Below are 25267 nucleotides of genomic sequence, written 5' to 3' on the forward strand. Positions count from 1 at the left end.
TCCTTTCCTTTTTAAATTCCGGTCCGTTTGGTGCGGATTACCCGATTAACATTTTCGGCACTCATAAACATCAGGCTCAGGAACAGCAGAACCGTGAACGGGAAAATGGCTACAGTAGTCTTAGCGGCAATAAAACCGAATAACGGCGGCAGCAGCGTCGTTCCCGTATAGGCAACAGCCATCTGATAGCCCATGAGACGGGTGGAATTTTCTTTGCCGAAGCGTGCCGGTGTCTCATGCAGCAGCCCGGGGTAAATTGGTGCCAGCCCGAGGCCGATCAGGATCAGGCCAACCAGCAGAAAAGAATCCGGGAGAGGCAGCAGCAATAGTATGCCTCCAGCCATAGCAACAAGCTGTCCCGAGCGGATCAGTATTTTATTGTTCACCTTTAACGTAATGAAGCCCGAGAGAAGACGTCCGACGGTAATCCCCCCATAATACATGGAGATCCACGCGGCGGCAGTCTGTGCATCCAGTTCCCGAGTTCCTACAAGGAAGCTGGCTCCCCATAAGCCGACGGTCATCTCTACCCCGCAATAGAACAGAAAAGCGATCAGGGTCGTTTTTACCCCTTTAATCCCGAAAATATTAGTCTTGGCGGATGCTCCAGTTGTACCTTTGTCATCCCTGTAATGTTCCGCTTCCGGCTCCTCTCCCGCCTTGTTCCGCTCATGAACAGCGGCGATCCTGGACCATAGCGGCAGCGTTACGAGTAAAATAACGACCAGCGCAAACTGGATTACAGCAACTGCTGCATAACCGCCGCGCCAGGAGCCCTGATCCGCCATATAGAAGGACATAATGATAGGCCCCATCGTTGCCCCTACTCCCCAGAAGCAGTGCAGCCAGTTCATATGATGCGCTTTGTAGTGGGCTGCAACATAATTGTTGAGTGCCGCATCAACCGAGCCTGCTCCGAGGCCTAAGGGAATCGCCAGCAGCAGCAGCCACAATAGCGAAGGAGCGGCCGAGAAGCCGAGCAGCGCAGCTGCTGTCATCAAGCAGCTGATCAAGGTGACTTTACCGGTGCCCAGCCATTCAATCATTTTCCCGCTGGCCAGGCTGGATACAATGGTTCCGGCTGCGATAATCATGGCGATTACACCTGCTGAATCTAATGATGCATTCAATTCAGGCTGCATAACCGGCCAGGCGGAGCCAAGCAGGGAATCCGGGAGCCCCAGGCTGATAAAGGCCAGATAAATAATGACAAGAAACCAGGTTGCCATACAATCCCTCTTTCAACACATAAATTTAGATAAGATGTTAAACCGTGATTTCGATCTGATTATCCTCAAATCCGAGAATGCAGCTCTCATAATAGCCGTCTCCTGTTGTACGGGGACCGCTCAAAATGGTATAGCCGGCTTGCTTCAGCTCCTGTGTTAACGCGTCAACCCTGGTTTTGCTGCCAACACTGAACGCCAGATGGATGAGCCCTGTGCGCTTCAGCCCATTTTCCTGCTCCATACCAGGTCTGTTCATAATTTCTAGGCGTGCACCGCCCTCGAAGGCTAAAAAGTAGGTACGTAAGCCGGTGACTGGATTATGGTATAATTCACCGGGTATAGCCTGAAAGAAAGTAACGAAAAACGTTTTGGCTGATTCCAGATCCTGGACATACATGGCGACATGTTCTATTTTCATATCCTAAGCTCCTTCGTTATTACAACTACTTTATAAAGTGTCTTTACTTAATATGCGCTACCATTCACTCTTTGTCAATACATTACTAAAATTGTACCGGCATAGGATTAAGCTTTTGCAAAGTCAACATGCGCATCCCAGCTTCGTAATCAGCCTGAAACGTATTGCTCAGAATCACTTCAGGATAATGCGGCATCGGTTCCCGGACCTGATAGCCTTTCCAGAATTCATTCCAGCGTTCAGCATCTGTCATCTCCTGATAGATCACGATTTGATCCGGGGCAAGAACGGCGTTAACGCTCTGAATAATACGGCAGGCCGCCTCCAGTAATACATTCTCACTGATTTCAGCGTACCAGTCGATCTTTTGCGGGAGGAATTTAATCTCTCCGGCCATGCCGTTTTTGCCTCTGATGATATTGGCGTTAAGATAAATGCCCATACCGGGCGGATACTTCTGCGGAAAGTAGATCCCCGTTATACATTGCCCGTCTGCTTCTCCCCGTGAGGCCTGGTAGCCAAACACCGCTGCGTTGACATCATTCTCCACCATAACCGGCAGTTTAAACTGCTGCTCCAGTTCTTCAATCAACGTAGCGCCCTGCAGCTCGTGGTGACTGGCTACAACGATTCTGCCGTTAACAATCTGCCCCGGAATACCCATGCCGATTACTTTCACCTGCGGACAGGCAATTAAAAAGCCATGGATGATGTCAGCAAAATACTGCTGTTCAAAGGCAGGCAGCACATATTCCTTTTGGCTCACGATCCGGTTTTCCAGATTGATTACAGCTGCAGAAGCAACGCGCTGCCCTTGATTCTCCTTCAAATAAATAACCAGCGCCTGGCTATGATCATAGTTGAACCGGTAGGTCAGGGCCGGTCGGCCTCCTCCGGATGCAGCTGTCTGGTCTTCAAAGAGTTCCTTTGAATCCAGCAGCTCCTTGACGAGCGAGTTGACCGTAACCACGCTAAGCTTTGTCAGCGCGGCCAGCTGCGGCTTGGTTGCAGTCCCGGCACGCTTCATCACCTGGCGCACATTATTCAGATTGATTTCCTTCATCAGATTGGCATTTGCGTTCTTCATAATAACCTCTTCCTGGGTCGTAATAACAAGATCATAGCATATAAGCGCCTATCAAGTCTTGATCCTCCATAAAAGGAAAAAGCCCGGGTCGAGAGACCCGGACTTCTTACATCTATCAGATTATTCGCCCTGGCTCATCCACTGGAAATGGAAGCTGCCTGGCTTGTCAACACGTTCAAAGGTATGTGCACCGAAGTAGTCACGCTGAGCCTGCAGCAGGTTGGCAGGGAGTCTTTCGGAACGGTAGCTGTCATAGTAGGCAAGACCGGAAGCAAACGCCGGAACCGGAATACCGCGTTTAACAGCCAATGCCACAACTTCTCTCCAAGCATCCTGGTAGTTATGGACAACATTGCTGAAATACTCATCCAGGAACAGGTTCTTCAGCTCAGGATCACGGTCATAGGCATCCTTGATATTCTGCAGGAAGCCGGCACGGATGATGCAGCCGCCGCGGAAGATCATAGCGATGCTGCCGTAGTTCAGGTTCCAGTTGTATTCGTCCGATGCTACGCGCATCTGGGCGAAGCCCTGGGCGTAGGAGGCGATTTTGCTGGCGTACAGCGCTTTGCGGACAGCTTCAATGAATTCCTTGGCATCCCCTTCAAAGCTCTTGACCTCAGGTCCCTGCAGGCGCTTGCTGGCCGCTACACGCTCTTCCTTCATCGCAGACAGGAAGCGGGCAAAGACGGATTCGGTGATGATGGACAGCGGTACGCCAAGATCCAGTGCGTTCTGGCTGGTCCATTTCCCCGTGCCCTTCTGGCCGGCGGAATCAAGGATGACATCGACCATCGGCTTGCCGGTTTCCGGGTCAGCTTTGGCAAAGATGTCGGCAGTAATCTCGATCAGGTAGCTGCTCAGCTCGCCGCGGTTCCACTCGGCAAAAATCTCATGCAGTTCAGCGGTATCAAGACCCAGCACATCCTTCAGCAGCTGGTAAGCTTCACCGATCAGCTGCATATCACCGTACTCGATGCCGTTATGGACCATTTTGACATAGTGTCCGGCACCGTCCGGTCCAATGTAGGTCGAGCACGGATCGCCGTCCACTTTAGCGGAGATAGCTGTCAGAATCGGTTCAACAAGCTCGTAAGCATCCTGCTGGCCGCCCGGCATAATCGCCGGCCCTTTCAGTGCGCCTTCTTCACCGCCGGATACACCTGCACCGATGAAGCGGAAGCCCTGAGCCTGCAGCTCTTTGTTGCGGCGCTGTGTGTCAGGGAAAAAGGCGTTGCCGCCGTCAATCAGAATGTCGCCCGGCGAAAGAAACGGAACCAGCTGCTGAATTGTATCATCAGTCGGCTTGCCTGCTTTAACCATAATCATGATTTTGCGCGGCAGCTCCAGCGATTGTACGAACTCCTCAATGCTGTATGCTCCAACGAAGTTTTTACCGGCTGCTTCAGCCAGCAGTTCATCCGTCTTTTCAGAAGAACGGTTATATACGGCTACCGAAAATCCCTTGCTCTCCATATTCATGGCCAGGTTCTTACCCATTACGGCCAGTCCGACCACGCCAATTTGCTGTTTACCCATCCTCAATAAGCCTCCCTTTGTATATTCCGGATTATTAAACCTGCGGAGCCTTCTTCCAGTCAGCTGCGAACTTTTCCAGGCCCTGATCAGTCAGAGGATGCTTGGAGATCTGTTCAATTACGCTGAACGGAATTGTGGCGATATGCGCACCAGCCATGGCTACACGGGTAACGTGGTCCGGATGGCGGACGGAAGCGGCGATAATCTGGGCATCCAGCTTGTGAATGCGGAACAGCTCAGCAACTTTTACAATCAGCTGAACGCCATCCTCGGAAATATCATCAAGACGGCCGAGGAACGGAGATACATAAGTGGCTCCGGCACGGGCAGCCAGCAGCGCCTGGTTCACGGTGAAGATCAGGGTCACGTTGGTTTTTACACCTTTTTGGGTCAGGTAACGGCAGGCTTCCAGACCGGCAATGGTCATAGGCAGCTTGATCGTAATATTTTTATCATAATTGTTGATCTTGATCAGCTCATCGGCTTCGGCAATCATCTGCTCTGCAGTTACAGCGTCAGGCGTTACTTCAGCGGATACGGATTCCACTTCAGGTACAGTCTGGAGAATCTCAGCAATGCGGTCTTCAAATTTCACGCCCTCTTTGGCAACGAGTGACGGATTGGTGGTAACCCCGGACAGGACTCCGATTTTGTATGCTTTTTTGATGTCTTCTACATTTGCTGTGTCGATAAAAAATTTCATTGTGGTAACCTCCAGTTTTTAGTTGAACTATATAAAATGAACTTTGGCAATCTATAGGAGCACTCTTCCCTAATTTGGTATACTTCAAGTTCATTTTTATCAATATTTGATTTAAAAATTTGAAGCATCCGGCAGAGCAATCTCGCTTTCCTCGTCAACCGGGGCATCCAGCCACCAATGATGGCCGTCCTGCGCCAGCAGCTGGTCAGACTCAGCCGGTCCGTGTGAACCTGCGGCATAGGAATATAACGGTACGGAATTGCCGGCAAAAGCGTTCAGGATCGGCTGCACCCATTTCCAGGACAGCTCTACCTCATTCCAGTGGGCAAAGAACGACGGGTCCCCGTTCAGCGCATCATGGATCAGGTTCTCGTACGCCTCCGGCACCTCGATGGAGCTTGTATGGAAGTCGATGTGCACGGCCTTGAACTTGCCTTTGTTCCGCGGATCTCTGGCCTTGAGCTGCAAAGTAATGCCTTCATTCGGGCTGATCTCGAATACCAGCAGATTAGGAATATCATCCTCTTCTAGGGTTGAGCTTTGCTTCAGCGGCTCTTTGAATTCGATGACGATCCGTGTCGACTTCTCCTTCATGCGTTTGCCTGTCCGGATATAGAAGGGAACGCCCTTCCAGAACGGATCATCAATCTGCAGTCTGGCGGCGATAAACGTATCGTTCATCGATCCGGCGGAAATTCCTGGTTCAGAACGGTAGCCGGGAACCGGTATGCCTTTAATTGCACCTGCGGTATATTGGCCTCTGATAACACTGGCTTCTATATTCGCTTCATCCAGCGGCTCGAGTGCTTCCATCACTTCTCTTTTCTTAAAGCGGACTTCGTCAGCAGAGCTGTCCTTAGGCAGGCGGATCGCCAGCATCATCAGCAGCTGCAGCATATGATTTTGGAACATGTCTCTTAGTGCTCCGACATGATCATAGTATCCGGCTCTTTCCTCGACTCCAACCGTTTCAGCAGCGGTGATCTGGACATTGGCAATATAACGGTTGTTCCAGAGTGCATGCAGCACCGGGTTGGTCTGCTGGAATACGTCCAGCTCCTGCACCATCGGTTTGCCCAGGTAATGGTCAATCCGGTAAATTTCTTCCTCGGTAAAAGCTTTGCTGAGCGTCAGATTCAGCTCCTGCGCAGACTGCAGATCATGCCCGAAGGGCTTCTCAATGACCAGCCGCTTCCAGCCTTTCGCTGCTCCGAGGCCGCTGGCCTCAATGTTCAGGGCAATCGGCTCAAAAAACTCCGGCCCCACCGACAAGTAAAACATCCGGTTAGGTGTGCTGCCCATGCCTGTTTCAACATGCTCTACCCGTTCCAGCAGCTTCACGTAATCTTCGGTGTGCCCGACATCCAGCACATTATATCGGAAGGCCTTCAGGAAGCTGCGTACGGACGCTGTGTCCTTCACTTCACGCCGGGAGAAATCCCGGAGCGAACGCTCCACCATAGCCTGGTAAGCTTCATCAGTGACTTCTCTTCTGCCAAGACCAATTACAGCGAAGGAATCATGCAGCTTGTGGTCGAGAAACAGGTTGTAGAGTGCAGGATAAATTTTTCTGCGGGCCAGGTCTCCTGTTGCTCCGAATAAAACAAATGTGGTCGCCTCCATCTCGATTCTCCTTCTGCTCTGGTTTATCTTTCCTTGTTACACTATAATACAAATACGAGCTATACAAGTAATTAATATATCGTACAGGAGCTATAGACTGTGTCTATGAACAACTTCGAATTATACAAGGTTTTTTACTGGGCAGCCAAGACCGGAAGCCTGTCACAGGCTGCAAAAGTGCTGTTTATCACCCAGCCGAGCGTCAGCCATGCCATCAAGCAGCTGGAGGACAGCTTTGGTCTTACCCTGTTCAACCGCAATTCCAAAGGCGTTGCCTTTACCCCGGAGGGAGCCACACTCTACTCCTACATTGAACAGTCCCACATCCTCATCACCCAGGCGGAGAAGAAGATGGCCGAGCTTAAAAATCTTGACAACGGTGAGCTACGTATCGGCGGCAGTGACTCCCTGTTCAAGCATTATCTGTTGCCTTTTATAGAGACCTTTCATCAGCGCTATCCCGGCATCCGGCTGCATCTCATCCATGGAACCACCCCGGAAGTCATCTCTTATCTAAAAGAGGGCCAGGTCGATCTGGGTGTCGTCCGCATTCCGATCGCCGATCCCCAGCTGGAGGTGTGGCAGGGGCTCCAGCTGCAGGACTGCTTCATTGCCGGGAGCAGCCATTACCCGGAGCTTAAGGATAAGGTGCTTACCATCGAAGAGCTGCTTCGCCATCCGATCATTCTTTTCTCCCGCAGAAGCCGCGCCCGTACAGCCGTAAGCGACCTGTTCCGGGGCTACGGCTATGAGCTGAAGCCGGAAATAGAGGTCGGCAGCGTAGGACTGCTGATCGAATTCGCCCGCAAAGGGCTCGGTATCTCCTTCGTCACCCGCGAGTTCGTCTCCAAGGAACTGGAGGAAGGCTCGCTGTTCGAGATTAAGCTGGATGTTCAGCTGCCACCGGCACAGGTGGGTATCATGACCATGCGCAACATGCCGCTGACCACGGCGGCGAGCAAGTTCATTGAGATTACGGGGACAGTGTGAGGCTTTAGTTGCTTGAGGAAATCAAAAAAGACTCAGCTTGGTTTGGCTGAGTCTTTTTTGTGATTTAATATGGAATGAAGTGCTGGCACAAATCAAATAACATCAGTGGTCAGCTTCCCCTACAGCCACGGCACTGACACTTAGCATCTGTCTATAATCCATCAAATCCTCATCCCTATGCCTGTTGTTCTTGTTCTGCTCTGCTGCGGCCCTGACGCGGCTAATATTCCACAATGTCCAGCTTTAGAGTATTACTTCCTTCTATTATATAAGATTTCCGTGTATCCTTACGCAGCGCGTGGAATCTGATTCCGTCCAAGGTAAGCCGCTCCACATTCCGGATATCCATGAAGGTGGTGCGGCTCCAGTCAGGATAGTAATTCTCTGCAGCTGCCTCCGGATGCTCCAGCCGCATATCATGGACCTGCGGGTAAGCAGCAGGAATCTCTGCTTTTTTTACACCACCGGCGCAAGTATACATTATATTTCTAAGGGTCAGATCGCGGATCGGATGCTCCCTGCACGCATCAACACGGATACCGTTAAAGGACGGGCTGCCCATAATGTCATCTGTGAAACGGTAATGGGTCTTGTACATCTCTTCATCATCTGTGGCGATGATATCTGACAGCATAATCCGTTCAAGCGAGCCAATCTCCGGCATGCTCTCAAGGCCGATGGAGGAGCCGATATCATCCAGCCTGTTATTCAGCAGGATAAAGACGGGACGGGAAACATTGCGCATGACAAGACCGGAAACGACAATATCGCTGATGCTGCCGCCTTCCGTGCATTCGATCTTGATGCCTTCCCGCCAGACATTTTCGAAGGTGCAGTTATGGATGGTGACATTCGAAATGTTCCCGATGGATTTCAGCCCGATCCGGATGCCGGCACAGATCGAGGTAAAATGGCAGTTCACGATATGCACATTTTTCATCGGGTAGTCCTTGCTGCCGGCCTGAAGACAGAGATTATCATCGGTACCGAGGATTTTGCAGCCCGAGATGAACACATTCCGGCAGCCGTCATAGTCCAGTCCGTCACCGTTGTATTTTTTATCGTTCCTGATATCGAGATTTTCACACCAGATGTTCTCACTATCCAGAAAGGCGGTCGTCCAGGCAGTCGAGTTATAGAGTCTCAGTCCGGTGACATGAATGTTGCTGCAGCGCAGAAAACGCATCATCATCGGCCGGTAGATACTGCCCTCATTAGGGAATTTCTCAGCGTTGCCGTTAATCTCGCCCTGGCCGGTAATGCTGACATTGACAGCATCCACTGCATAGATGAAGCATCTGTCCATATCCTTCTCATTAATATAGCGGTTATAATGCGTGTCCTCCGCAAAATCGCGGATGTCCGGGCTGGCAAGCAGCACTGCGGAAGGATTAAGCTGCAGGTTCACATTCGATTTGAGGAAAATCGTCCCCGAAACAAACGTTCCGCCGCTTAGCACGACATTCCCGCCGCCGGATTTATGGCATTCATCAATAGCCTGCTGGATCGCACGGGTGTCCACCGTTACCCCATCGCCAGTGGCGCCGTACCGCTTCACATCAAAAATATCATTCGTGGTCATTCGCAGAGCCCGCCTGCTCCCTGTTATAGTACTCAAAATAATCAAAATCTGCCGGCTGGCGGAAGCCGGTTAAATCCTGGCAGCAGATGCCGGCAAAAGATCCGGTGAACCAGCCCTCCTGACAGGCTTCGTCAGACAATGTACTCGCATCAAGAACCGGACCGAAGTTTACATATTCTTCTTCACCGTTTACAGAGTAAGAGAATTGCAGCTTGTCATAATCCACCTCAGCCCGCAATAGCACCTGCTTCGCATTATCCGGCAGCGGCACATAGCCAGCCGGCTCGGAATAGCTGTTGTTAACGGCGGAGAGAATGCTGATGCACCGGCCCAGATCCTCGTGATGCGTGACATGGAGGTAGTAATAATTCTGGGTATCATAGATCAGTATAAGGCCGGCCATTTGCTTGAAGCTGGAAGGTTCGAATTCAAGTGCTGCCGCAGCGGTGAAGCGGTGCTCCTCCCACCGTCTCGCAATCAGGCTCTGCCGGAATTTTGAGCCTAGCCCTTCGCGGCCATACAGCCGCAGGTAACCGGGCCGTTCGCTCAGAGAATAAAAGGAGGCGTCAAGTGGTACCCGCAGGGACTGGAAGCTGATATCCAGCTCAGCACCGTCAAAATCATCTCTTGCCGGCTTCGCCGTAAACGGATACGGCGGCAGGTCAGGAGCTTCTACCTCGCTATCCGGCAGTACTGAACCGTTTGCTAAGCGTAGCCAGCCGTCTTCGGTCCACTCTACCTTCTGCAGCGCCGTTTCACGCCCGAGTGTATATTTCCGCTCTCCTTTTTCTGTCCGGTTCTCTAAGGGACGGCCGCATAGATGCACCATGTACCATTCCCCGTTCTGGGTTTCAACCAGATCGCCGTGGCCCGCCTTCTGCAGCGGCAGCCCGGGATTGTCTCTGGAGGTCATAAGGGAATTGCCTTCATATGCTTCGTAGGGACCTAACAGCTCTTTGGATCTCAGCATGCTCTGGCCGTGGCCTTCCCCTGTTCCGGTATCTGCTGCAAACAGGTAATAATAGCCGCCCCGCTTATAAATATGCGGCCCCTCCAGGTATGTATCATGGCTCGCATAGATTGTTACAGGCTCACCAATCATTTTCTGCTCCTCAGCAGAATACTCCTGGATGACAAGATGCCCTCTATAGCGTTTCGTTACCCGGTGATCGGTTACCATGCTTACGATGTACTTACGGCCGTCCTCATCATGAAACAGCGACGGATCGAACCCGTAGCTGTTCAGGTAGACCGGCTCAGACCACTCCCCGCGGATATCCGTCGCCGTTACGAGATAATTGGGTGTGTCGTACATTTTGACATAAAAGGAATTCACTACAGTGTATATGAGATAGAACGTGCCGTTATCATAAGTCAGGCATGGCGCCCAGATTCCCTGGGAAGCGCCGATGCCGCGCAGGTCCAGCTGGGAGACCCGGTTAAGCGGACGGGTAATCAGCTCCCAGTTGACCAGATCCCGGGAATGATGAATCTGCACACCCGGGAACCATTCGAAGGTGGAGGTGGCGATATAATAATCATCCCCGACCCTCAGGATGGACGGATCGGGATTGAAGCCCCGCAGGACCGGATTCTTGATCATGTGGCTCATAGTATAGATATCCTCGCTTTGCATTAGAGTCGGGTCAGCCCACTTTGTCTGCTTTTCTACCACAAATACAGGTCATTCCCCTTCAGCTTGAATATGGCTTCCATGAAATAATAGTCCCCGTAAATAATCGCATGATGATGCTGGTTGCGCGGCTTGTGGTAAGCCTCAGATCCTCTTTGAATGATACAGTCATTCTCGTCCGACCAGTCGGAACGTTCATCAAGTACCCGCAGCAGCTTAAGCGCAGCATTCAGATACAGCTCACGCTCCAGTTCGCCGACAGCCTTGGCGATCTCAATCAATCCGCAGGCGGCAATGGCCGCAGCCGTATCATCCTCAAGCTTAGGCTCAGCCGGCTGGCGGAAATCGAGCGGAATGACACCGTCCTCCGGGATATTGGCCATGAAATAGTGGGCAATCCGCTTCGCAGTCTGGAGATATTCTTCTTTGCCTGTATGGATATAGCTCATCATGAAGCCGTATAGTGCCCAGGTCTGCCCTCTGGTCCAGGAGGAGCCGTCCGCATAGCCTTGTCCGCCGTAGGTCCGAACCACACCGCCGTTGAACGGATCAAGTTCTACAATATGGTGTACCGAGCCGTCCGGCCGTACGAAGGTGGACATCACTGTATCGGCATGCCGCATGGCAATCTGTTTAAACCGGGGATCACCGGTCTCCTCTGTCGCCCAGTACAGCAGCGGAATGTTGAACATGCAGTCGATGATGGCCCAGCCTCTGGTATCGCCTTCGTCCAGGTCATTCCAGGCACGGATAAAGCCTCCCGCCAGATTAAACCGCCGGCCAGCAGATTGGCGGCATGCAGCGCTCTTTTGCGGGAATCCGGATTCTTGGTCACCTTATAGTTGGCAACACTGGTAGGCAGCCACATGAAGCCCACATCATGATGCAGACCGTAGAAATCCTGAAAACACTTGTCGAGCAGCTCCTCGGATATATTTGCGATTTCCTTGTATTTGTCATTGCCGGTCTCATGGTACATCAGCCACAGCATGCCGCCCCAGAAGCCGTTCGTCCACCAGCAGATGCCGTCGGCATCGAAGCCGCTTACATTTTTCGTCGCCTTGTCGTCATGCGTGCCGTCCACGGTGGTGTACGGGATTTTGTGGCGTGATTTTTCGCTGACGGTATCCAGCTTGGCTGTTATTTTTCCGATAACGGAATCCACCCAATTGCGGTCTTTACTCTGTAGCATGTCTCTTTTCCTACTTTCTCTGTTTAGTATGCGGATTTGACTTCATTGTAGGATACCTGTGCAGGGATTGGTATGCGACTTTTTCAGGTTTTCCCGCTATTTTTTAAGGAGTTTTATGATGAACAGGTGCAAAAGCATTTATACTGAGAATAGCGAACCGGATAGCCAATCAGAGCGGTTATGATATGTTATAGTTAGTCAGAAGGAGTGAGCACACTTGAACATTGTAGAATTAGACGCCGTACACAATCAGCGGGAAATAACGAGGTTACTGGAAGAGCACCGTCATGGTGCTGATAGCAGCATTCCTGCCTATGAGCGGAAAATGCTCTCCTTTGCAGCTTACGAGAATGACTGCTTTGTGGGCGGGGTTACAGGAGATGTGGCCTGGTACATCCTGAATGTGAACCTGCTGGCAGTCGATCCTTCCTGCAGAGGGACCGGTCTAGGGGCTGCCTTGCTAGCAGAGATTGAAAACCGGGCCCGGCAGCTCGGCTGCAAGGTAAGTGAGCTGACCACCATGAGCTGGCAGGCGCCGCATTTCTATCAAAAGCAAGGCTACGAGATTTTTGGCGAGATCAAGGATTGTCCGAATGAAGGGCATACGAAGTATTATCTGAAAAAGCGGCTTTAACGGGGGGATGGCGCTGAGTAGATTACATTGCCCTTTTTGCCCTTGGTTTGGTTGATTTGCCTGATTGAGGCGAAATCAAGGGCATTTTTGCCCTTGATTTGGCTGAATCACTTGCAATGGGTAGAATCAAGTTCGCACGCTGGTGCTCAAAGTAAAGTGTAGTTTCATCTAACCTCTATCTTCTAACCTCCTATTTACTTCACTTCTATCAGCTTCACTTCTATCAACTTCACTTCTATTTACTTCACTTCTATCTACTATCTACTCCCTACTATCTACTCCCTACCATTTACTCTCTTCCACCATCAACCACTCCCTACCTTCTTCTATAGCCTTCCCATATCACCCCTGATATGCCTAAACGAAAAACAGGCCCCCGGAAAGTTCGGAGCCTGTGGCTATAATTAGATTAGTGCACATCTATTTTCACTTTGGAATTCCTCAGTTAACCGACTTATCATACTGCAGGTACACAACCTGAGTCTGCAGATACTCATTCAAGCCGTGTTTGCCGTCGGCACCGCCGATGCCGGATTTGCGCCAGCCGGCGTGGAAGCCCTGCATCGCTTCGAAATTCTCGCGGTTGATGTAGGTTTCCCCGTACTTCAGCCGTTTGATTACCTTCATCGCCACATTCAGGTTCTGCGTATACAGGGAAGAAGTCAGGCCAAATTCGCTGTCATTGGCCAGCTCGATCGCTTCATCCAGGGTTGCGAATGTTACAATCGGGATAACCGGCCCAAAGATCTCTTCCTGCACGATCTCCATCTTGTTAGTAGCATCGGCAATGACGGTCGGCTCAAAGAAGCTGCCGGTGCCTTCGACTTTTTTACCGCCTAACAGAACCTTTGCGCCTTCTTCGACAGCCCGGTCTACCTTCTGCTGAACAGAATCCTGGGCGGCCTTGTTAATCAGCGGTCCCATCTGGATGCCGGTATCGACCAGAGGATTGCCGTATTTCACTGCCTTCATGGCCTCAACCAGCCGGGCGGTGAATTCGTCCTTAATCGATTCGTGCACATACACGCGCTCGGCACAGTTACATACCTGGCCAGTATTGATGACGCGGGAATCGACGATCGCTTTAACTGCCAGATCCAGATCCGCATCCGCCATGACAATCGCCGGCGCTTTGCCGCCAAGCTCAAGGCTGACCTTGATAATGTTCTCGGCTGCGGCCTCCATTACCTTTTGTCCGGCCGGAACGCTGCCTGTCAGGCTGACCATGCCGACTTTAGGGTTGCTGGCCAGCTCATTGCCGACCTCGCCGCCTCTGCCGGTAACCAGGTTGTATACACCCTTTGGCAGACCGACTTTATCTACAATTTTGGTAAAAGCTATCGCATTATTAGGTGACTCCACACTTGGCTTAACTACGATCGTATTGCCCGTAATCAGCGCCGGTGCCATTTTTCTGGCAATCAGGAAGAACGGGAAGTTCCAGGGCAGAATCCCTGTAGTAACCCCGATGGCCCGTTTAAACACAAAAATATTCTCGTTATCGCGGTCACTCTGGACAATTTCACCCTCGTAGCGGCGTGCCCATTCGGCCATGTAATCCAGGTAGTCTGCCGTAAAATGGACTTCAACCGTGGACAACTCCAGCGTTTTGCCTACTTCCTCAGAAATAAGTCTGGCAATACTGTCCGCCTCGGCACGGATTCCGTCTGCAATCGCATGCAGATACTTTCCTCTTTCTACAGCAGGGGTTTCTTCCCAGGCTGACTGTGCTGCATCGGCAGCGTCAATGGCACGCACGACATCATTTTTGGTCGCTTTGGGTACCTGTGAAATGACTTCATCGGTTGACGGGTTGGTGACATCCATCCACTCTTGGGTTTCTGATTCGGTAAATTGGCCGTTGATGTACATCAAATGCTTTTCCACTGTTACTCCCCCTCAAGATAAATTATTCCATCACTTCCTCTCTAGTGTAAACGCTAACAACATTTTATGTCAACAACATACACATTTTTCGTGTGTTTTTATGTTGTTTTTCATTGACTTCTTGAGTTAAGCTATAATTACCAAGTTGCGATTGGAGGAACAGGAATGAAAGTAAGCATCTTTTCGACTTGTTTAGTAGACCTTATGACCCCCTCAGCGGGAAAAGCAATGGTTGAAGTCCTTGAAAGGCTTGGCTGTGAGCTTGATTTTCCGGCTTCGCAGGTCTGCTGCGGCCAGCCCACGTATAACAGCGGGTATCTGGAGGATTCCAAGCTGGCTATGAAAAATATGATGCTCGCCTTTGAGCATTCTGATTATGTTGTCGGTCCCTCCGGCTCCTGCATAGCCATGTTCCATGAGTACCCGAAGATTTTTAAAGGTGATCCGGACTGGGAATTGAAAGCGGTTGCCTTAAAAGAGAAATCGTATGAATTCACCCAATTTATCGTCAGAGTGCTGGGGATTACGGATGTCGGAGCAAGGCTTGAGGGTACTGCGACCTATCACCGTTCCTGCCACATGACGAGGCTGCTTGGTGAAAAGGAAACCCCTTATCTGCTGCTGGAGCAGGTCCGCGGATTACAGCTTGAGCCGCTGAAGAACAGTGACAACTGCTGCGGCTTTGGCGGCACCTTTTCAGTGAAAATGCCGGACATCTCCAGCCAGATGGTGGATGAAAAATGCGAAAGTGTGGTTGAAACCGGAGCGGATATACTGATCAGCGCGGATATGGGCTGCCTGCTCAATATCGGCGGCCGTCTGTCCCGTAAAGGAGTTCCAGTAAAAATTATGCATATTGCTGAGGTGCTGAACCATACCGGTGAGACAGCCGCAGTCAAAGGAGGCATCCCCTCATGAGCCTGAAGACAGATAAAAGGGAGTTCGGCGAGCGGACAGCGGACGGCATCGGAAACACTTTTATGCGCAGCGCCGTAAGCTCCGCGCAGGACAGTCTCAAGACCAGACGTCTTACTGCGGCTACTGCGCTCGGTGACTGGGAGGCATGGCGGCTTGTCGGCCAGACCATCCGCCAGCATACACTTAAGAACCTGGATTTTTATCTGAACCAGCTGGCTGATAATATTGAGGCCAGAGGCGGCCATATCTATTTTGCCGCAACCAAGGAAGAGGCCAGCAGCTATATCCGTGATGTTGTCGTCTCGAAGCAGGCCCGAAAAATCGTCAAATCAAAGTCCATGGTCACTGAGGAAATTGAAATGAACAAGGTGCTGATTGAAGCCGGCTGTGACCTGATCGAGACTGATCTTGGCGAATATATACTGCAGATTGATGACTGGGACCCGCCATCGCATATTGTGGCCCCTGCCCTTCATAAGGACCGGAATCAGATTAAGCGGGTATTCACAGAAAAGCTTGGTTATACAGGAGATGAAAGCCCGGAGAAGCTGGCCCGTCATGCCCGCGCCGTACTGCGCCAGAAGTTTCTGGAGGCGGATGTCGGGATTACCGGCTGCAACTTCGCCGTAGCCAATATGGGCGCGATCAATCTGGTCACCAATGAAGGCAACGGTGACCTGACAGCCGCTATTCCCAAGACGCAGATCGCTGTAATGGGGATGGAACGGATTGTACCGACCATGGAGGAAATGGAGGTGCTGGACAATCTGCTCTGCCGGAGTGCTGTCGGACAGAAGCTGACCAGCTACATCACCGTCATGGGTCCCAAGGCACCCGGTGAAAGCGATGGCCCAGATGAATTCCACCTCGTTGTCGTCGATAACGGCCGGTCCGAGATTCTGGGAAGCGAATTTAACGAAGCCCTGCAGTGCATCCGCTGCGGCGCCTGCCTGAACGTCTGCCCTATCTACCGGCATATCGGCGGTCATGCTTACGGCTCCATCTATCCGGGCCCGATCGGAGCGGTCATTACGCCGCTGCTCGGCGGTTACGATGATTATAAGGAGCTGCCCTTTGCCTCCAGTCTATGCGGGGCTTGTACAGATGTATGTCCGGTCAAAATCCCGCTGCACGAGCAGCTAATCATGCACCGGCAGAATATCGTGAAGGAGAAGCGGACCGGCGCTGCTGAACGCATCCAGATGAAAGCGGCAAGCCGCCTGCTCTCCTCCCCCTCTTTGTTCGGGAAGGTGCTGCGTCTGGCCAATCCGGGCAGCCGGATGATGAGCAAGCATGGCCGGATTGTCAGAGGACCGGGTCTGATCCAGGGCTGGGTCGGCGTCCGTGATCTTAATCAGCCGGTCAGGCAGGCGGACAGTTTCCGCACCTGGATGAAGGAACGTCAGGGAGGTACAAAACAATGACTGTCATAAACAAAAACAACAACAGGGAATCCTTTCTGAACCGGGTGGCTTCCAGTCTTGGCCGGGAGCGCTCATACAACGTCCAGCGTCCGGATATCAAGGGAATGATTCCCGACAGCTATGGGACGCTTACCAATGCCGATCTGATTGATATTCTTAAGGAGCAGTGCTTCTTCATCCATACCCAGCTGATTGAATCCACACCTGAGATTTTGCAGCAGACGCTTGATGATCTGATTGCCGCCAACGGCGGCGGACCGGTAATAACTTCGGGTGATCCGAGGTTTGCCCGCTATAATCTAAGCTTTCCGGGTTCAACGGAATGGTCGGAAGCTGCCGGCCGCGAGGATAATATCAGCCGTTCAGAAGCGGCCAATACCGTACTCGTATTCGCAGATTATGTACTGGCTGAATCGGGAACTATAGTCGTGGAAAGCCGGCCGGATCAGGGGCGTGCCCTTCACTTTCTGCCTGAGCATTATATCGCCATAATTGAAAGAGAACGGATCGTGCTGCGTTCCACACAGGCAGCGGCAGCATTAAACCGGCGGATTGAAGCAGGCGAGCCGGTCGGCTCCTCCATCAACTTCATCTCCGGACCTTCCAATTCGGCGGACATAGAAATGCAGCTTGTTGTCGGTGTCCACGGCCCGTTGAGAGCCACCTATGTCCTTATTTAACGATACTTAAAAAGAAATTACAGAGCAGAGTTCCTCCATAAGCGGAAGAATCTCTGCTCTGCTTTATTTTTACTGAAGCCGATTGTTGGGAATGCTTCCTGTCATGGCCGGCTGAATGGGAGCAGGAGCATAACCGTTCGCCATTTGCTGCATATCCTGCTGGGCCAGCTGCGGCACCTGGTAATAGCCGTTTTTATTCTGATAAATGGAAATCTCATAAGCCATCTCGATACAGTTCGGCAAGGAATCTGCTAATACGCGGCGCACAACCGGATTCGTTGTTTCGAGCGCTGCTGTCGTTTTGACTACTGCACCCTGCTTCAGCGCATTCAGCATACTGAGCGAGATGGTTTGATCATTAATCTCCGCAGCCGTTTGCATAGGCTTCATTGGAGAGCTGGGTTTCATGCCGTACGTAAAATCATTTCCTTGTGTCATGGTATATCTTTCCGTATGTTTGGATGGATTCTGCCCTGTTTTGAAGCACTCCAGCGTGAGGTTGTATTCATCTGTAATGAACTGCTTCTGTCTCTGCAGAATGGCTTGGAGCTCCTGATCCTGCACATGTTGACTCAACATCGTATACAAATTCAATGTATTGATTGCTCCGGCTAAAACCTCATGCACATCGAACATTTCATGTCCGCCATGGTTCAGCTGCGGCGGAATAATGCCTGTTTCCACGTTTACATGATTTTGCACCTGCATCATTTATTCCTCCTAGTGGGTTATATTGTGTAACTGGCTTTTTCAGGGCCTCATTTAAAGCCCGGTTTAGTATGGATACGAAGTGCCCGATCTATTCTGAATATTTCTGCCAGAAAGGCTTCAATTGCGTAAACTCGCAAACCATAACGTGCAACTGGATGGTTTGTGTTGAAATATGCTATACTCTTTCGTATATCTTATGGAGGGGGGCGAACAATAATGGGAAGGCGATATTGCAAATGGATTGTGCTCCTACATTGATCCGCTTCTACTGCTGTATGAGTATCCTGGTGCTTACGTTTGAATCACAAATACGTCCTTAATTCAACTTGGAGGTGAATCCCTCTTTTGAGGGAAAGGATTGGATTTAATAACCTTAACTAACCTAATTATCCTTGCAATATTAATTGTAATGACGGCTTTTTTTGTAGCTTCAGAATTTGCAGCCGTAAAAATGCGGATGTCACGGATTGAACAGCTGATTGATGAGGGCAACAAAAAGGCAGTAATTGCTAAAAAAGTGGTTGGAGACCTGGACTACTACCTGTCCGCCTGCCAGCTCGGGATTACAGTAACTGCACTCGGTCTCGGTGCCATCGGTAAGCCGGCGGTAGAACGTATTCTCTACCCTGTTTTTGATTATTTCAATGTATCTGAATCTTCTGCTTCTGTAGCGTCTTATGCAATTGCATTTATATTTGTAACCTTTCTGCACGTAGTTGTCGGAGAGATGGCACCGAAGACACTGGCGATCCAGTTTTCAGAAAAGCTTACGCTTCTCCTCTCCCCGCCCCTGTACTGGTTCGGCAAAATCATGCACCCGTTTATCGTGGCGCTGAACGGAACCTCCCGGGTCATCCTGCGCATGTTCGGCGTCAAGCCTGCAGGCCATGAAGAGCATTACTCGGAAGAAGAACTCCGGATCATTATGGCCCAGAGCTTTGAGGGCGGCGAGATTAATGAACAGAAGCTGGAGTATCTGGAAAATGTATTTTCCTTCGATGAACGTATAGCCAAGGATATTATGATTCCGCGGACCGGAATGGTCGCCCTGGATTATGACATGTCGAATGAAGATATCGTCAGCATACTCGACACCAATAACTATACCCGCTATCCGGTCATCGAGACCGGCAATAAAGACCGTGTGCTTGGCGTGGTTAACGTGAAGAAAATGCTTCCGCACATTATCGCGGGCCGGGATCCTCATCTAAAGGAATTTGTACGGAGTCTCCCTACCGTATCTTCTGTAACGCCTATTAAGGAAGCCATGCTCAAAATGCAGCAGGAACAGATGCATATGGCGCTGGTTATTGACGAATACGGCGGTACCGCCGGAATTCTCACTTTGGAGGATATCCTGGAGGAGCTGGTCGGAGAGATCCGCGATGAATTCGATGCTGATGAGGTATCGGAGATCCAGCAGATTGATGAACAGACTTACGTTATCAACGGACGTGTACTGCTGGAGGATATTGAGGAGCAGTTCGGCTTTACGTTTGAGGACAGTGATGAAATCGACACGATCGGCGGCTGGATTCAATTCCGTGAAGGTACATCGGTTGAAGAGGGATATGAATTCAAGGCCGGCGGACAAAGCTGGACGATTATGGAAATGGATAACTTCCAGATCAAGCAGGTCATTCTTCACTATAACCAGCCGCAGTTACAGCAATAAGAATGTCTTATCTATTACTTTGGAGGTGAATCCCTCACGCTGAGGGAAAACTTTGGACGGAGTTATTACGATAAATTTAATTATGGTTGCGATCTTTATCGGTCTTACCGCTTTTTTTGTCGGAGCCGAGTTTGCGATTCTAAAAGTACGTATGTCACGGATTGATCAATTAATCAGTGAAGGCAACAAAAAAGCGGTCATCGCCAAAAAAGTGGCACATGATCTAGATTACTATTTATCCGCCTGTCAGCTTGGTATTACGATTACTGCCCTCGTACTGGGGGCGCTCGGTGAGCCGACGGTCGAACGGATTCTGCATCCGCTGTTTGACCAGATGGGTGTACCGGCCGCGTTGTCGACGCTGCTCTCCTATCTGATTGCCCTGTCGATCATTACCTTCCTGCATGTGGTTATCGGTGAGCTTGCACCAAAGACACTGGCCATCCAATTCGCTGAGCGGATGACCCTGCTGCTTGCCCCTCCGCTGTATTGGTTCGGTAAAATCACGTACCCGTTTATTGTAGCCCTGAACGGTTCCGCCCGCCTGCTGCTCCGCATCTTCGGAGTTAAGCCTGCCGGGCACGAAACGGTCCATTCCGAAGAAGAGCTGAAATGGATCGTTGACCAGAGCTACGAGAGCGGAGAAATCAACAAGACAGAGCTCGTCTACCTGAACAACATCTTTGCCTTTGATGAGCGCACACTTGGTGAGATCATCGTACCGGTATCGAATGTAGTTACATTACAGCATGATATGCCTGTAACAAAGCTTATTGAAATTCTGGGCAGACATGATTATACACGTTATCCTGTTGTAGCTGCCGACGGCAGCGGCCGGTATACCGGTTATGTAAACACCAAAGAGATGCTTACGAGCATCGCCGCCGGCCGGACAGCCAGCTGGCAGACATTTATCCACGATATTCCGAAGTTTGCGGCCGGGAAGAATCTGCGCGATGTTCTGCTGCGGATGCAGCAGACCCGGGTTCACATGGCTGCCGTTACGGATACGTCAGGAGCTATCATCGGGATTGTCACGATGGAAGACCTTTTGGAGGAGATCGTCGGCGACATCAGGGATGAGAGCCTTAACGTGAATCTGAACGTTTCCCCGAATTAAATGAACCCTGCTACTATAGAGCATAAAAGGAGCCTGCACATTACGTGCAGGCTCTTTTTATGCTGAAGCCGTTCAGTCATCCGGCATGGTAATTATCAGGACTGGCGGTCAGCCCTCCCTGCCTTCACATGCTTAAGCTGGGCAACGATAATGACACTGATGATAACCAACAGAAACCATGAGCTGATTTTGCCGAACCCGACCATCTGCCACGTCTGATGCTGGTCCGGATACTTCCAGGCGTTAAAGAATGTCGCGATGTTCTCGGCAAGCCAGATAAAAAAGCCGACAATTACAAACGCCAGCGTCAGCGGCATCCGATATGTAGCATTCCGGACATGGTAGATGATCCAGGTACGCCAGAATACGATGAGCACGAGCCCGGTCAGCCACCAGCGGAAATCCGGAATGAAATGATGGGTAAAAAAGTTCAGGTAGATGGCTCCGCCCAGGAGCCCTGCAGGTAGCAGCCCCGGCCAGCCGGTCATATCCATTCTCAGCCTGCGCCAGATCTGGCACATAAAGCTTGCGACACTGGCATACATAAAACCGCTGTACAGCGGTACGCCGAATATTTTGCTGAAGCCTGGTTCAGGGTAAGCCCATGACCCCATGCTTACTTTATAAATCTCAAGCAGCAGGCCAATAATGTGAAATACACAGATCACTTTGATTTCGTCCAGTGTCTCCAGTCGGCTGCGGTACATCAGGTACTGGACAGTGAGTAGTACAAGCAGAATGGCATCATAACGGTGGATAAAAGGGAGATTCACCGCTCCGGACAAAGCAAGCGTGCCAAAGATAGCTACGGGGAAAATACAGCTCATCGCCTGATGATAACCGAAATGCAGCAGCTGGGTAAAAGCGGTTCTCACCTTTCTGTTCATTGCGGAGTTCACCCCGGATAATGAGTTCATGCGTAACACCTCGTTTAATTGTTGTTGCCAGTATCATATCATGGTATTTATCGATATTCAATAAATATATATTCTATATAAACATATTATTATTGTAATAAAATTATGCATATAAAAAACCGCCATACAGGCGGCTTGAAGTGGCTGTTTCTTACCGGGCCATTCCGGTCTCCGACAATCGCGTTGCTTTGACTACATACCTGGCCAGACCCGGGAAAACCCTCGCCAGACCGGGGTACAGCCTGTTGGTTCTGGAGAAAGCCAACCTTTGAATTCTCCGTGCCCGCCTTAGAAGCCGGGTAAAGGTCTGGTCTGCTTCCGCCGAATATCCGTTCTGCCACTCCTCATAGCTGATCATTCCTTTAAGGTAACGGTCGGTCCAGCCTGAGCAGATCAGCGCGGAACGCAAGGCAATCGACATTCCGTCTCCACAGAGCGGCGGGATCATCAGCATGGCATCACCGATATGCGGAAATTCCGACCAAGGCTCGGGGGTGTCCGATAAACGGACTGGTGCGATGGATACCTGGGTGCCAGTCACAGGCGTTCCTTCCGCCAGTCTGTCAGCCAGCCGGAGGTTACTCCGGGCGGCTGTCTGCAGAATCTCCTGCACAGATTTTCCGCTGCCTTGAACGGAATCCAGGGTCAGCAGCGCTGCAATATTCACTTTCCCCTCTTCAATGGGGGAAATCCCGATGTACCCCCCTTCACAGAAATACAGCTCTACCTGATCCGGTATGGCGATACCGCTGTAATGGGATTTAATTCCGATATAGACGGTATCATCTCTTGTATCTTTTGCTGAGGCAGCCACGCCCCGAGGTTTCTTGGTTCCGTAGGCGCCGATGACAGCGCGGGCCAGGTATGAAACCTTGCTGTCCCCCTGTCTGGTTTCCACCTCATAACGGTTATCATCCAGCTTGCGGATTCCCGTAACCACAGCTTTGGTTACAATTTCTGCCCCTGCCGACTGTGCTTTCTCATGGAGAATCCGGTCGAGCTCATACCGGCTTATTCCGGCTGCATTCCCAGGCAGCGGCGCCCCGATTTCCCCGCCATGGGGCATGATAATGCGGGCTTTGTCCATCCTCCCCGGGGCTAGAGTATGCTCCGCAAGATTAATGCCCAGTACCTCCAGCATTTCCTTCGTCTCGGGGGACATGAACTCCCCGCAGGTTTTGTGCCGGGGGAATTCCTGACGGTCCAGCAGAATCGTCCGGTGACCCAGACGGGCCAACTGAAGGGCACTGCTGCTCCCGGCAATTCCGGCACCGGCTACTATGACATCCGCCTGCTTCATCATCGGCTGATCACCTGCTTCGGGATTACTACGGAATAACGGAACAGCGGCTTCCAGGTATAGGTCATGGCATCGGCCTGCAGCTTACGCTTTAACTCCTGCCAGTCCCTCCCCTTAAAGCCTTTCGCAACCGACAACGGGCCATCGTGCCTAATATACCGGTTGCGCGAAATCACCCGGGTCACCACCCATACTGCGGTATACGATACCGGATGACGGTGTATATCATTGATCACCACACCGTACCTTGACGCTCTCCGCATATGGTCCACCATATCCACCAGCTGCTGGCCGTCAAAATGATGTACAAACTGGGAACCGGTTACAATATCAGCCGAAGCATCGTCAAGCTCCTGCAGATCAGCCCGCATCACACTCACTCTCGGCTCGTGCCGGAACAGGTGCCTGGCTTCTTCACAGGCTTCCTCGGTCATATCAACCAGAATGATATCAAGCTCAATCCCTTTCCGGTCGGCCCATTCCAGGAGCTTCACATTGACATCACCAGAACCGGCGCCGACATCGAGGATACTTAGCTTCTGCGGCTGTCCGATCGCCTGCCAGAGCTTCTCTACCCCATCCCTTGTTGGGCCGGGTGCAGCGAAAATCCGGTTCAGCCGCCGCAGATGCTTCAGGGCTTCACTGAGCTCTTCCCCGCCCATGGAGAAATCGTCCATCAGCTCATCCTCTTTGGCACGCACCGATAAGGCTCTAAAAAATGGCATGGCCTGCCTCCTGATAGGAAGGTGAATACGCCGGAACATAGGCGAAGGACATCAGCTCGGCGGTCAAGCCCGGTCCAAAGGCCATTGCCACTCCTTCCTTCGTCTTTTCGTTACGGGCTTCCATCTCCCGGCGCATGGACTCAAGCACAAACAGAATGGTGACGGAGGACAGATTGCCTGCGGTTCTCAGAATTTCCCTGCTGTACCGCGTCTGCTCATCACTTAGCTTCATAACCTCCTGTACGGAATCGACAATACCCCGTCCTCCCGGATGAATGGCCCACAGCTCCGGAAGCGGGCTGTCTCCCAGCAGCTGGCCAAGCTCTGCTTCCAGGTGGGTTCCCAGCAGCTTCGGAATCCGCGGAGATAAATATAGATCGAACCCGGTATTGCCTACCTCCCAGGTCATGTCCTCTGTGGAATCCGGGAGCAATACAGAGTAACCCTTGCCCAGGCTGAGGCAATGCTTATGGCTTATCCCAGGTTCACCTATCACACAGGCAGCAGAAGCATCACCGAAAAAGGAGGCTGCAAACAAGGCTTCGCGTTCTTTTACCGGCTGAAAATGGAGCGTACACAGCTCAACGCAGACAACAAGCACCTTCGAGCCTGGCGCACCAAGCACCACATCCCGGGCCATCTGGATTGCTTTTAATCCGGCCGCGCAGCCCTGAAACATTAACGGAAGCCGGTTCACACGCGGGGACAACCCAAGCTCTTTAATCAGCATGACATCCAGGCCAGGCAGATACTGCCCGGTACAGCTGACAGTAATCAGGTGTGTGATTTCACCGGGAGCCTGATTCGCATCCTGCAGGGATCTTTTGGCAGCTTCCAAAGCCAGCGGAGGTGCTTCCTGCTGATATTTCTTCATCCGCTCCTCTGTTGTAGGAATATCCGTCCGGTCACCCGAGGGGAGGTAACGGCAGGTATCTGCTGTCCCAAGGTAGCTGTCATCACAGGTATAACGGTTCTCGACTCCGCAGGATTTGAAGATTCTCCTGGCAAAACGGGCCAGATCCGGCTTGTCCTGCAGCGATGAGGCGATCAGCTCGGCTACATCTGCCTGCGCTATCGAATACAGCGGCAGGGCGGTACCCATTCCGAGAATCGCTGCTCCGGTATTACTGTTCAGTTGTGTCATATTTCAGCCTCCGTTAATGAATTTTGGGTTGCATTTGAATTAACAATGTTTACCCTGATCAGGCCTTTTGTAATCCGGAATCGTGCCGGACACCTGAATAAGGCTTGTAAGTTTTCAGGTTTTCGCTTATTATGGT

Annotated in this window: 23 protein-coding genes; 7 read left to right on the plus strand and 16 right to left on the minus strand. The window is 51.3% G+C overall.

The features are described 5' to 3' along the window. Positions 1–11: 11 nt before the first annotated feature. The 6 genes from AWJ19_RS12980 to zwf all read right to left on the minus strand — a co-directional run bounded on the left by AWJ19_RS12980 (position 12) and on the right by zwf (position 6599). On the minus strand, positions 12–1229 hold the full coding sequence (locus AWJ19_RS12980; RefSeq protein WP_068724274.1) for an MFS transporter: 1218 nt from the start codon (positions 1227–1229) through the stop codon (positions 12–14). A gap of 37 nt (positions 1230–1266) precedes the next feature. Further along, entirely contained in the window at positions 1267–1647 is a 381-nt protein-coding gene (locus AWJ19_RS12985; RefSeq protein ID WP_068724276.1) for a VOC family protein, read from the minus strand. Positions 1648–1732: 85 nt separating this feature from the next. Further along, on the minus strand, positions 1733–2734 hold the full coding sequence (locus tag AWJ19_RS12990) for an ROK family protein (protein WP_068724277.1): 1002 nt from the start codon (positions 2732–2734) through the stop codon (positions 1733–1735). Positions 2735–2854: 120 nt separating this feature from the next. Beyond that, complete coding sequence (gene gndA, locus AWJ19_RS12995) at positions 2855–4273, minus strand: NADP-dependent phosphogluconate dehydrogenase (RefSeq protein ID WP_068724279.1); 1419 nt, start codon at positions 4271–4273, stop codon at positions 2855–2857. Positions 4274–4307: 34 nt separating this feature from the next. Continuing rightward, entirely contained in the window at positions 4308–4976 is a 669-nt protein-coding gene (gene fsa / locus AWJ19_RS13000; protein WP_068724281.1) for a fructose-6-phosphate aldolase, read from the minus strand. 111 nt (positions 4977–5087) lie between these two features. After that, a complete protein-coding gene (zwf, locus tag AWJ19_RS13005; RefSeq protein WP_068724283.1) occupies positions 5088–6599 on the minus strand; it encodes a glucose-6-phosphate dehydrogenase in 1512 nt (503 codons plus the stop codon). 105 nt (positions 6600–6704) lie between these two features. On the opposite strand from zwf, the gene AWJ19_RS13010 reads away from it, so the two are divergent. Next, entirely contained in the window at positions 6705–7589 is an 885-nt protein-coding gene (locus AWJ19_RS13010; RefSeq protein WP_068724285.1) for a LysR family transcriptional regulator, read from the plus strand. Positions 7590–7809: 220 nt separating this feature from the next. Here AWJ19_RS13010 and AWJ19_RS13015 read toward each other — a convergent pair whose 3' ends face one another. From AWJ19_RS13015 to AWJ19_RS36575, 4 genes are read right to left on the minus strand one after another with little or no spacing between them, the layout of a single operon-like run. Then, on the minus strand, positions 7810–9171 hold the full coding sequence (locus tag AWJ19_RS13015; protein ID WP_068724287.1) for a glycosyl hydrolase family 28 protein: 1362 nt from the start codon (positions 9169–9171) through the stop codon (positions 7810–7812). Further along, positions 9158–10783 (minus strand): glycoside hydrolase family 43 protein, encoded by a 1626-nt coding sequence (locus AWJ19_RS13020; RefSeq protein WP_068724288.1) that lies wholly within the window; start codon positions 10781–10783, stop codon positions 9158–9160. The genes AWJ19_RS13015 and AWJ19_RS13020 overlap by 14 nt, the downstream gene beginning before the upstream one ends. Positions 10784–10839: 56 nt before the next feature. Continuing rightward, on the minus strand, positions 10840–11496 hold the full coding sequence (locus AWJ19_RS36570; RefSeq protein WP_241781724.1) for a hypothetical protein: 657 nt from the start codon (positions 11494–11496) through the stop codon (positions 10840–10842). Next, a complete protein-coding gene (locus tag AWJ19_RS36575) occupies positions 11406–11996 on the minus strand; it encodes a hypothetical protein (protein ID WP_241781725.1) in 591 nt (196 codons plus the stop codon). The genes AWJ19_RS36570 and AWJ19_RS36575 overlap by 91 nt, the downstream gene beginning before the upstream one ends. Before the next feature lie 217 nt (positions 11997–12213). Here AWJ19_RS36575 and AWJ19_RS13030 point away from each other — a divergent pair, with 217 nt between their 5' ends. After that, positions 12214–12630, plus strand: a complete 417-nt coding sequence (locus AWJ19_RS13030) for a GNAT family N-acetyltransferase (protein WP_068724290.1) — start codon at positions 12214–12216, stop codon at positions 12628–12630. Between the two features lie 441 nt (positions 12631–13071). Here the strand turns inward: AWJ19_RS13030 and aldA are convergent, their stop codons facing one another. Beyond that, on the minus strand, positions 13072–14517 hold the full coding sequence (aldA, locus tag AWJ19_RS13035; protein ID WP_277815804.1) for an aldehyde dehydrogenase: 1446 nt from the start codon (positions 14515–14517) through the stop codon (positions 13072–13074). A 165-nt stretch (positions 14518–14682) separates the two neighbouring features. On the opposite strand from aldA, the gene AWJ19_RS13040 reads away from it, so the two are divergent. The 3 genes from AWJ19_RS13040 to AWJ19_RS13050 are packed head-to-tail and all read left to right on the plus strand — an operon-like array spanning position 14683 to position 17539. Next, positions 14683–15435 (plus strand): (Fe-S)-binding protein, encoded by a 753-nt coding sequence (locus AWJ19_RS13040; RefSeq protein WP_068724292.1) that lies wholly within the window; start codon positions 14683–14685, stop codon positions 15433–15435. After that, complete coding sequence (locus AWJ19_RS13045; RefSeq protein ID WP_068724294.1) at positions 15432–16859, plus strand: LutB/LldF family L-lactate oxidation iron-sulfur protein; 1428 nt, start codon at positions 15432–15434, stop codon at positions 16857–16859. The genes AWJ19_RS13040 and AWJ19_RS13045 overlap by 4 nt, the downstream gene beginning before the upstream one ends. Further along, on the plus strand, positions 16856–17539 hold the full coding sequence (locus tag AWJ19_RS13050) for a lactate utilization protein C (RefSeq protein WP_068724296.1): 684 nt from the start codon (positions 16856–16858) through the stop codon (positions 17537–17539). The genes AWJ19_RS13045 and AWJ19_RS13050 overlap by 4 nt, the downstream gene beginning before the upstream one ends. A gap of 69 nt (positions 17540–17608) precedes the next feature. On the opposite strand, the gene AWJ19_RS13055 is transcribed toward AWJ19_RS13050, so the two are convergent. Then, a complete protein-coding gene (locus AWJ19_RS13055) occupies positions 17609–18247 on the minus strand; it encodes a spore coat protein (RefSeq protein ID WP_128083596.1) in 639 nt (212 codons plus the stop codon). Positions 18248–18608: 361 nt separating this feature from the next. On the opposite strand from AWJ19_RS13055, the gene AWJ19_RS13060 reads away from it, so the two are divergent. Further along, positions 18609–19925, plus strand: a complete 1317-nt coding sequence (locus AWJ19_RS13060; protein ID WP_068724300.1) for a hemolysin family protein — start codon at positions 18609–18611, stop codon at positions 19923–19925. Between the two features lie 52 nt (positions 19926–19977). Beyond that, positions 19978–21045, plus strand: coding sequence for a hemolysin family protein (locus AWJ19_RS13065; protein WP_068724301.1), 1068 nt, complete (start codon positions 19978–19980; stop codon positions 21043–21045). Positions 21046–21140: 95 nt separating this feature from the next. On the opposite strand, the gene AWJ19_RS13070 is transcribed toward AWJ19_RS13065, so the two are convergent. The 4 genes from AWJ19_RS13070 to AWJ19_RS13085 all read right to left on the minus strand — a co-directional run bounded on the left by AWJ19_RS13070 (position 21141) and on the right by AWJ19_RS13085 (position 25131). Further along, positions 21141–21932 (minus strand): DUF817 domain-containing protein, encoded by a 792-nt coding sequence (locus AWJ19_RS13070; protein ID WP_068724595.1) that lies wholly within the window; start codon positions 21930–21932, stop codon positions 21141–21143. A 181-nt stretch (positions 21933–22113) separates the two neighbouring features. After that, positions 22114–23265, minus strand: coding sequence for an FAD-dependent oxidoreductase (locus tag AWJ19_RS13075; protein ID WP_068724304.1), 1152 nt, complete (start codon positions 23263–23265; stop codon positions 22114–22116). Beyond that, positions 23262–23987 (minus strand): methyltransferase domain-containing protein, encoded by a 726-nt coding sequence (locus AWJ19_RS13080; RefSeq protein WP_068724306.1) that lies wholly within the window; start codon positions 23985–23987, stop codon positions 23262–23264. The genes AWJ19_RS13075 and AWJ19_RS13080 overlap by 4 nt, the downstream gene beginning before the upstream one ends. After that, on the minus strand, positions 23974–25131 hold the full coding sequence (locus tag AWJ19_RS13085) for a type III polyketide synthase (protein ID WP_068724308.1): 1158 nt from the start codon (positions 25129–25131) through the stop codon (positions 23974–23976). Before AWJ19_RS13085 ends, AWJ19_RS13080 begins: the two co-directional genes overlap by 14 nt. Between the last annotated feature and the right edge of the window lie 136 nt (positions 25132–25267).

The sequence above is a fragment of the Paenibacillus sp. DMB5 genome, assembly GCF_001517085.1.
In the GTDB taxonomy this organism is placed as follows: Bacteria; Bacillota; Bacilli; order Paenibacillales; family Paenibacillaceae; genus Paenibacillus_AQ.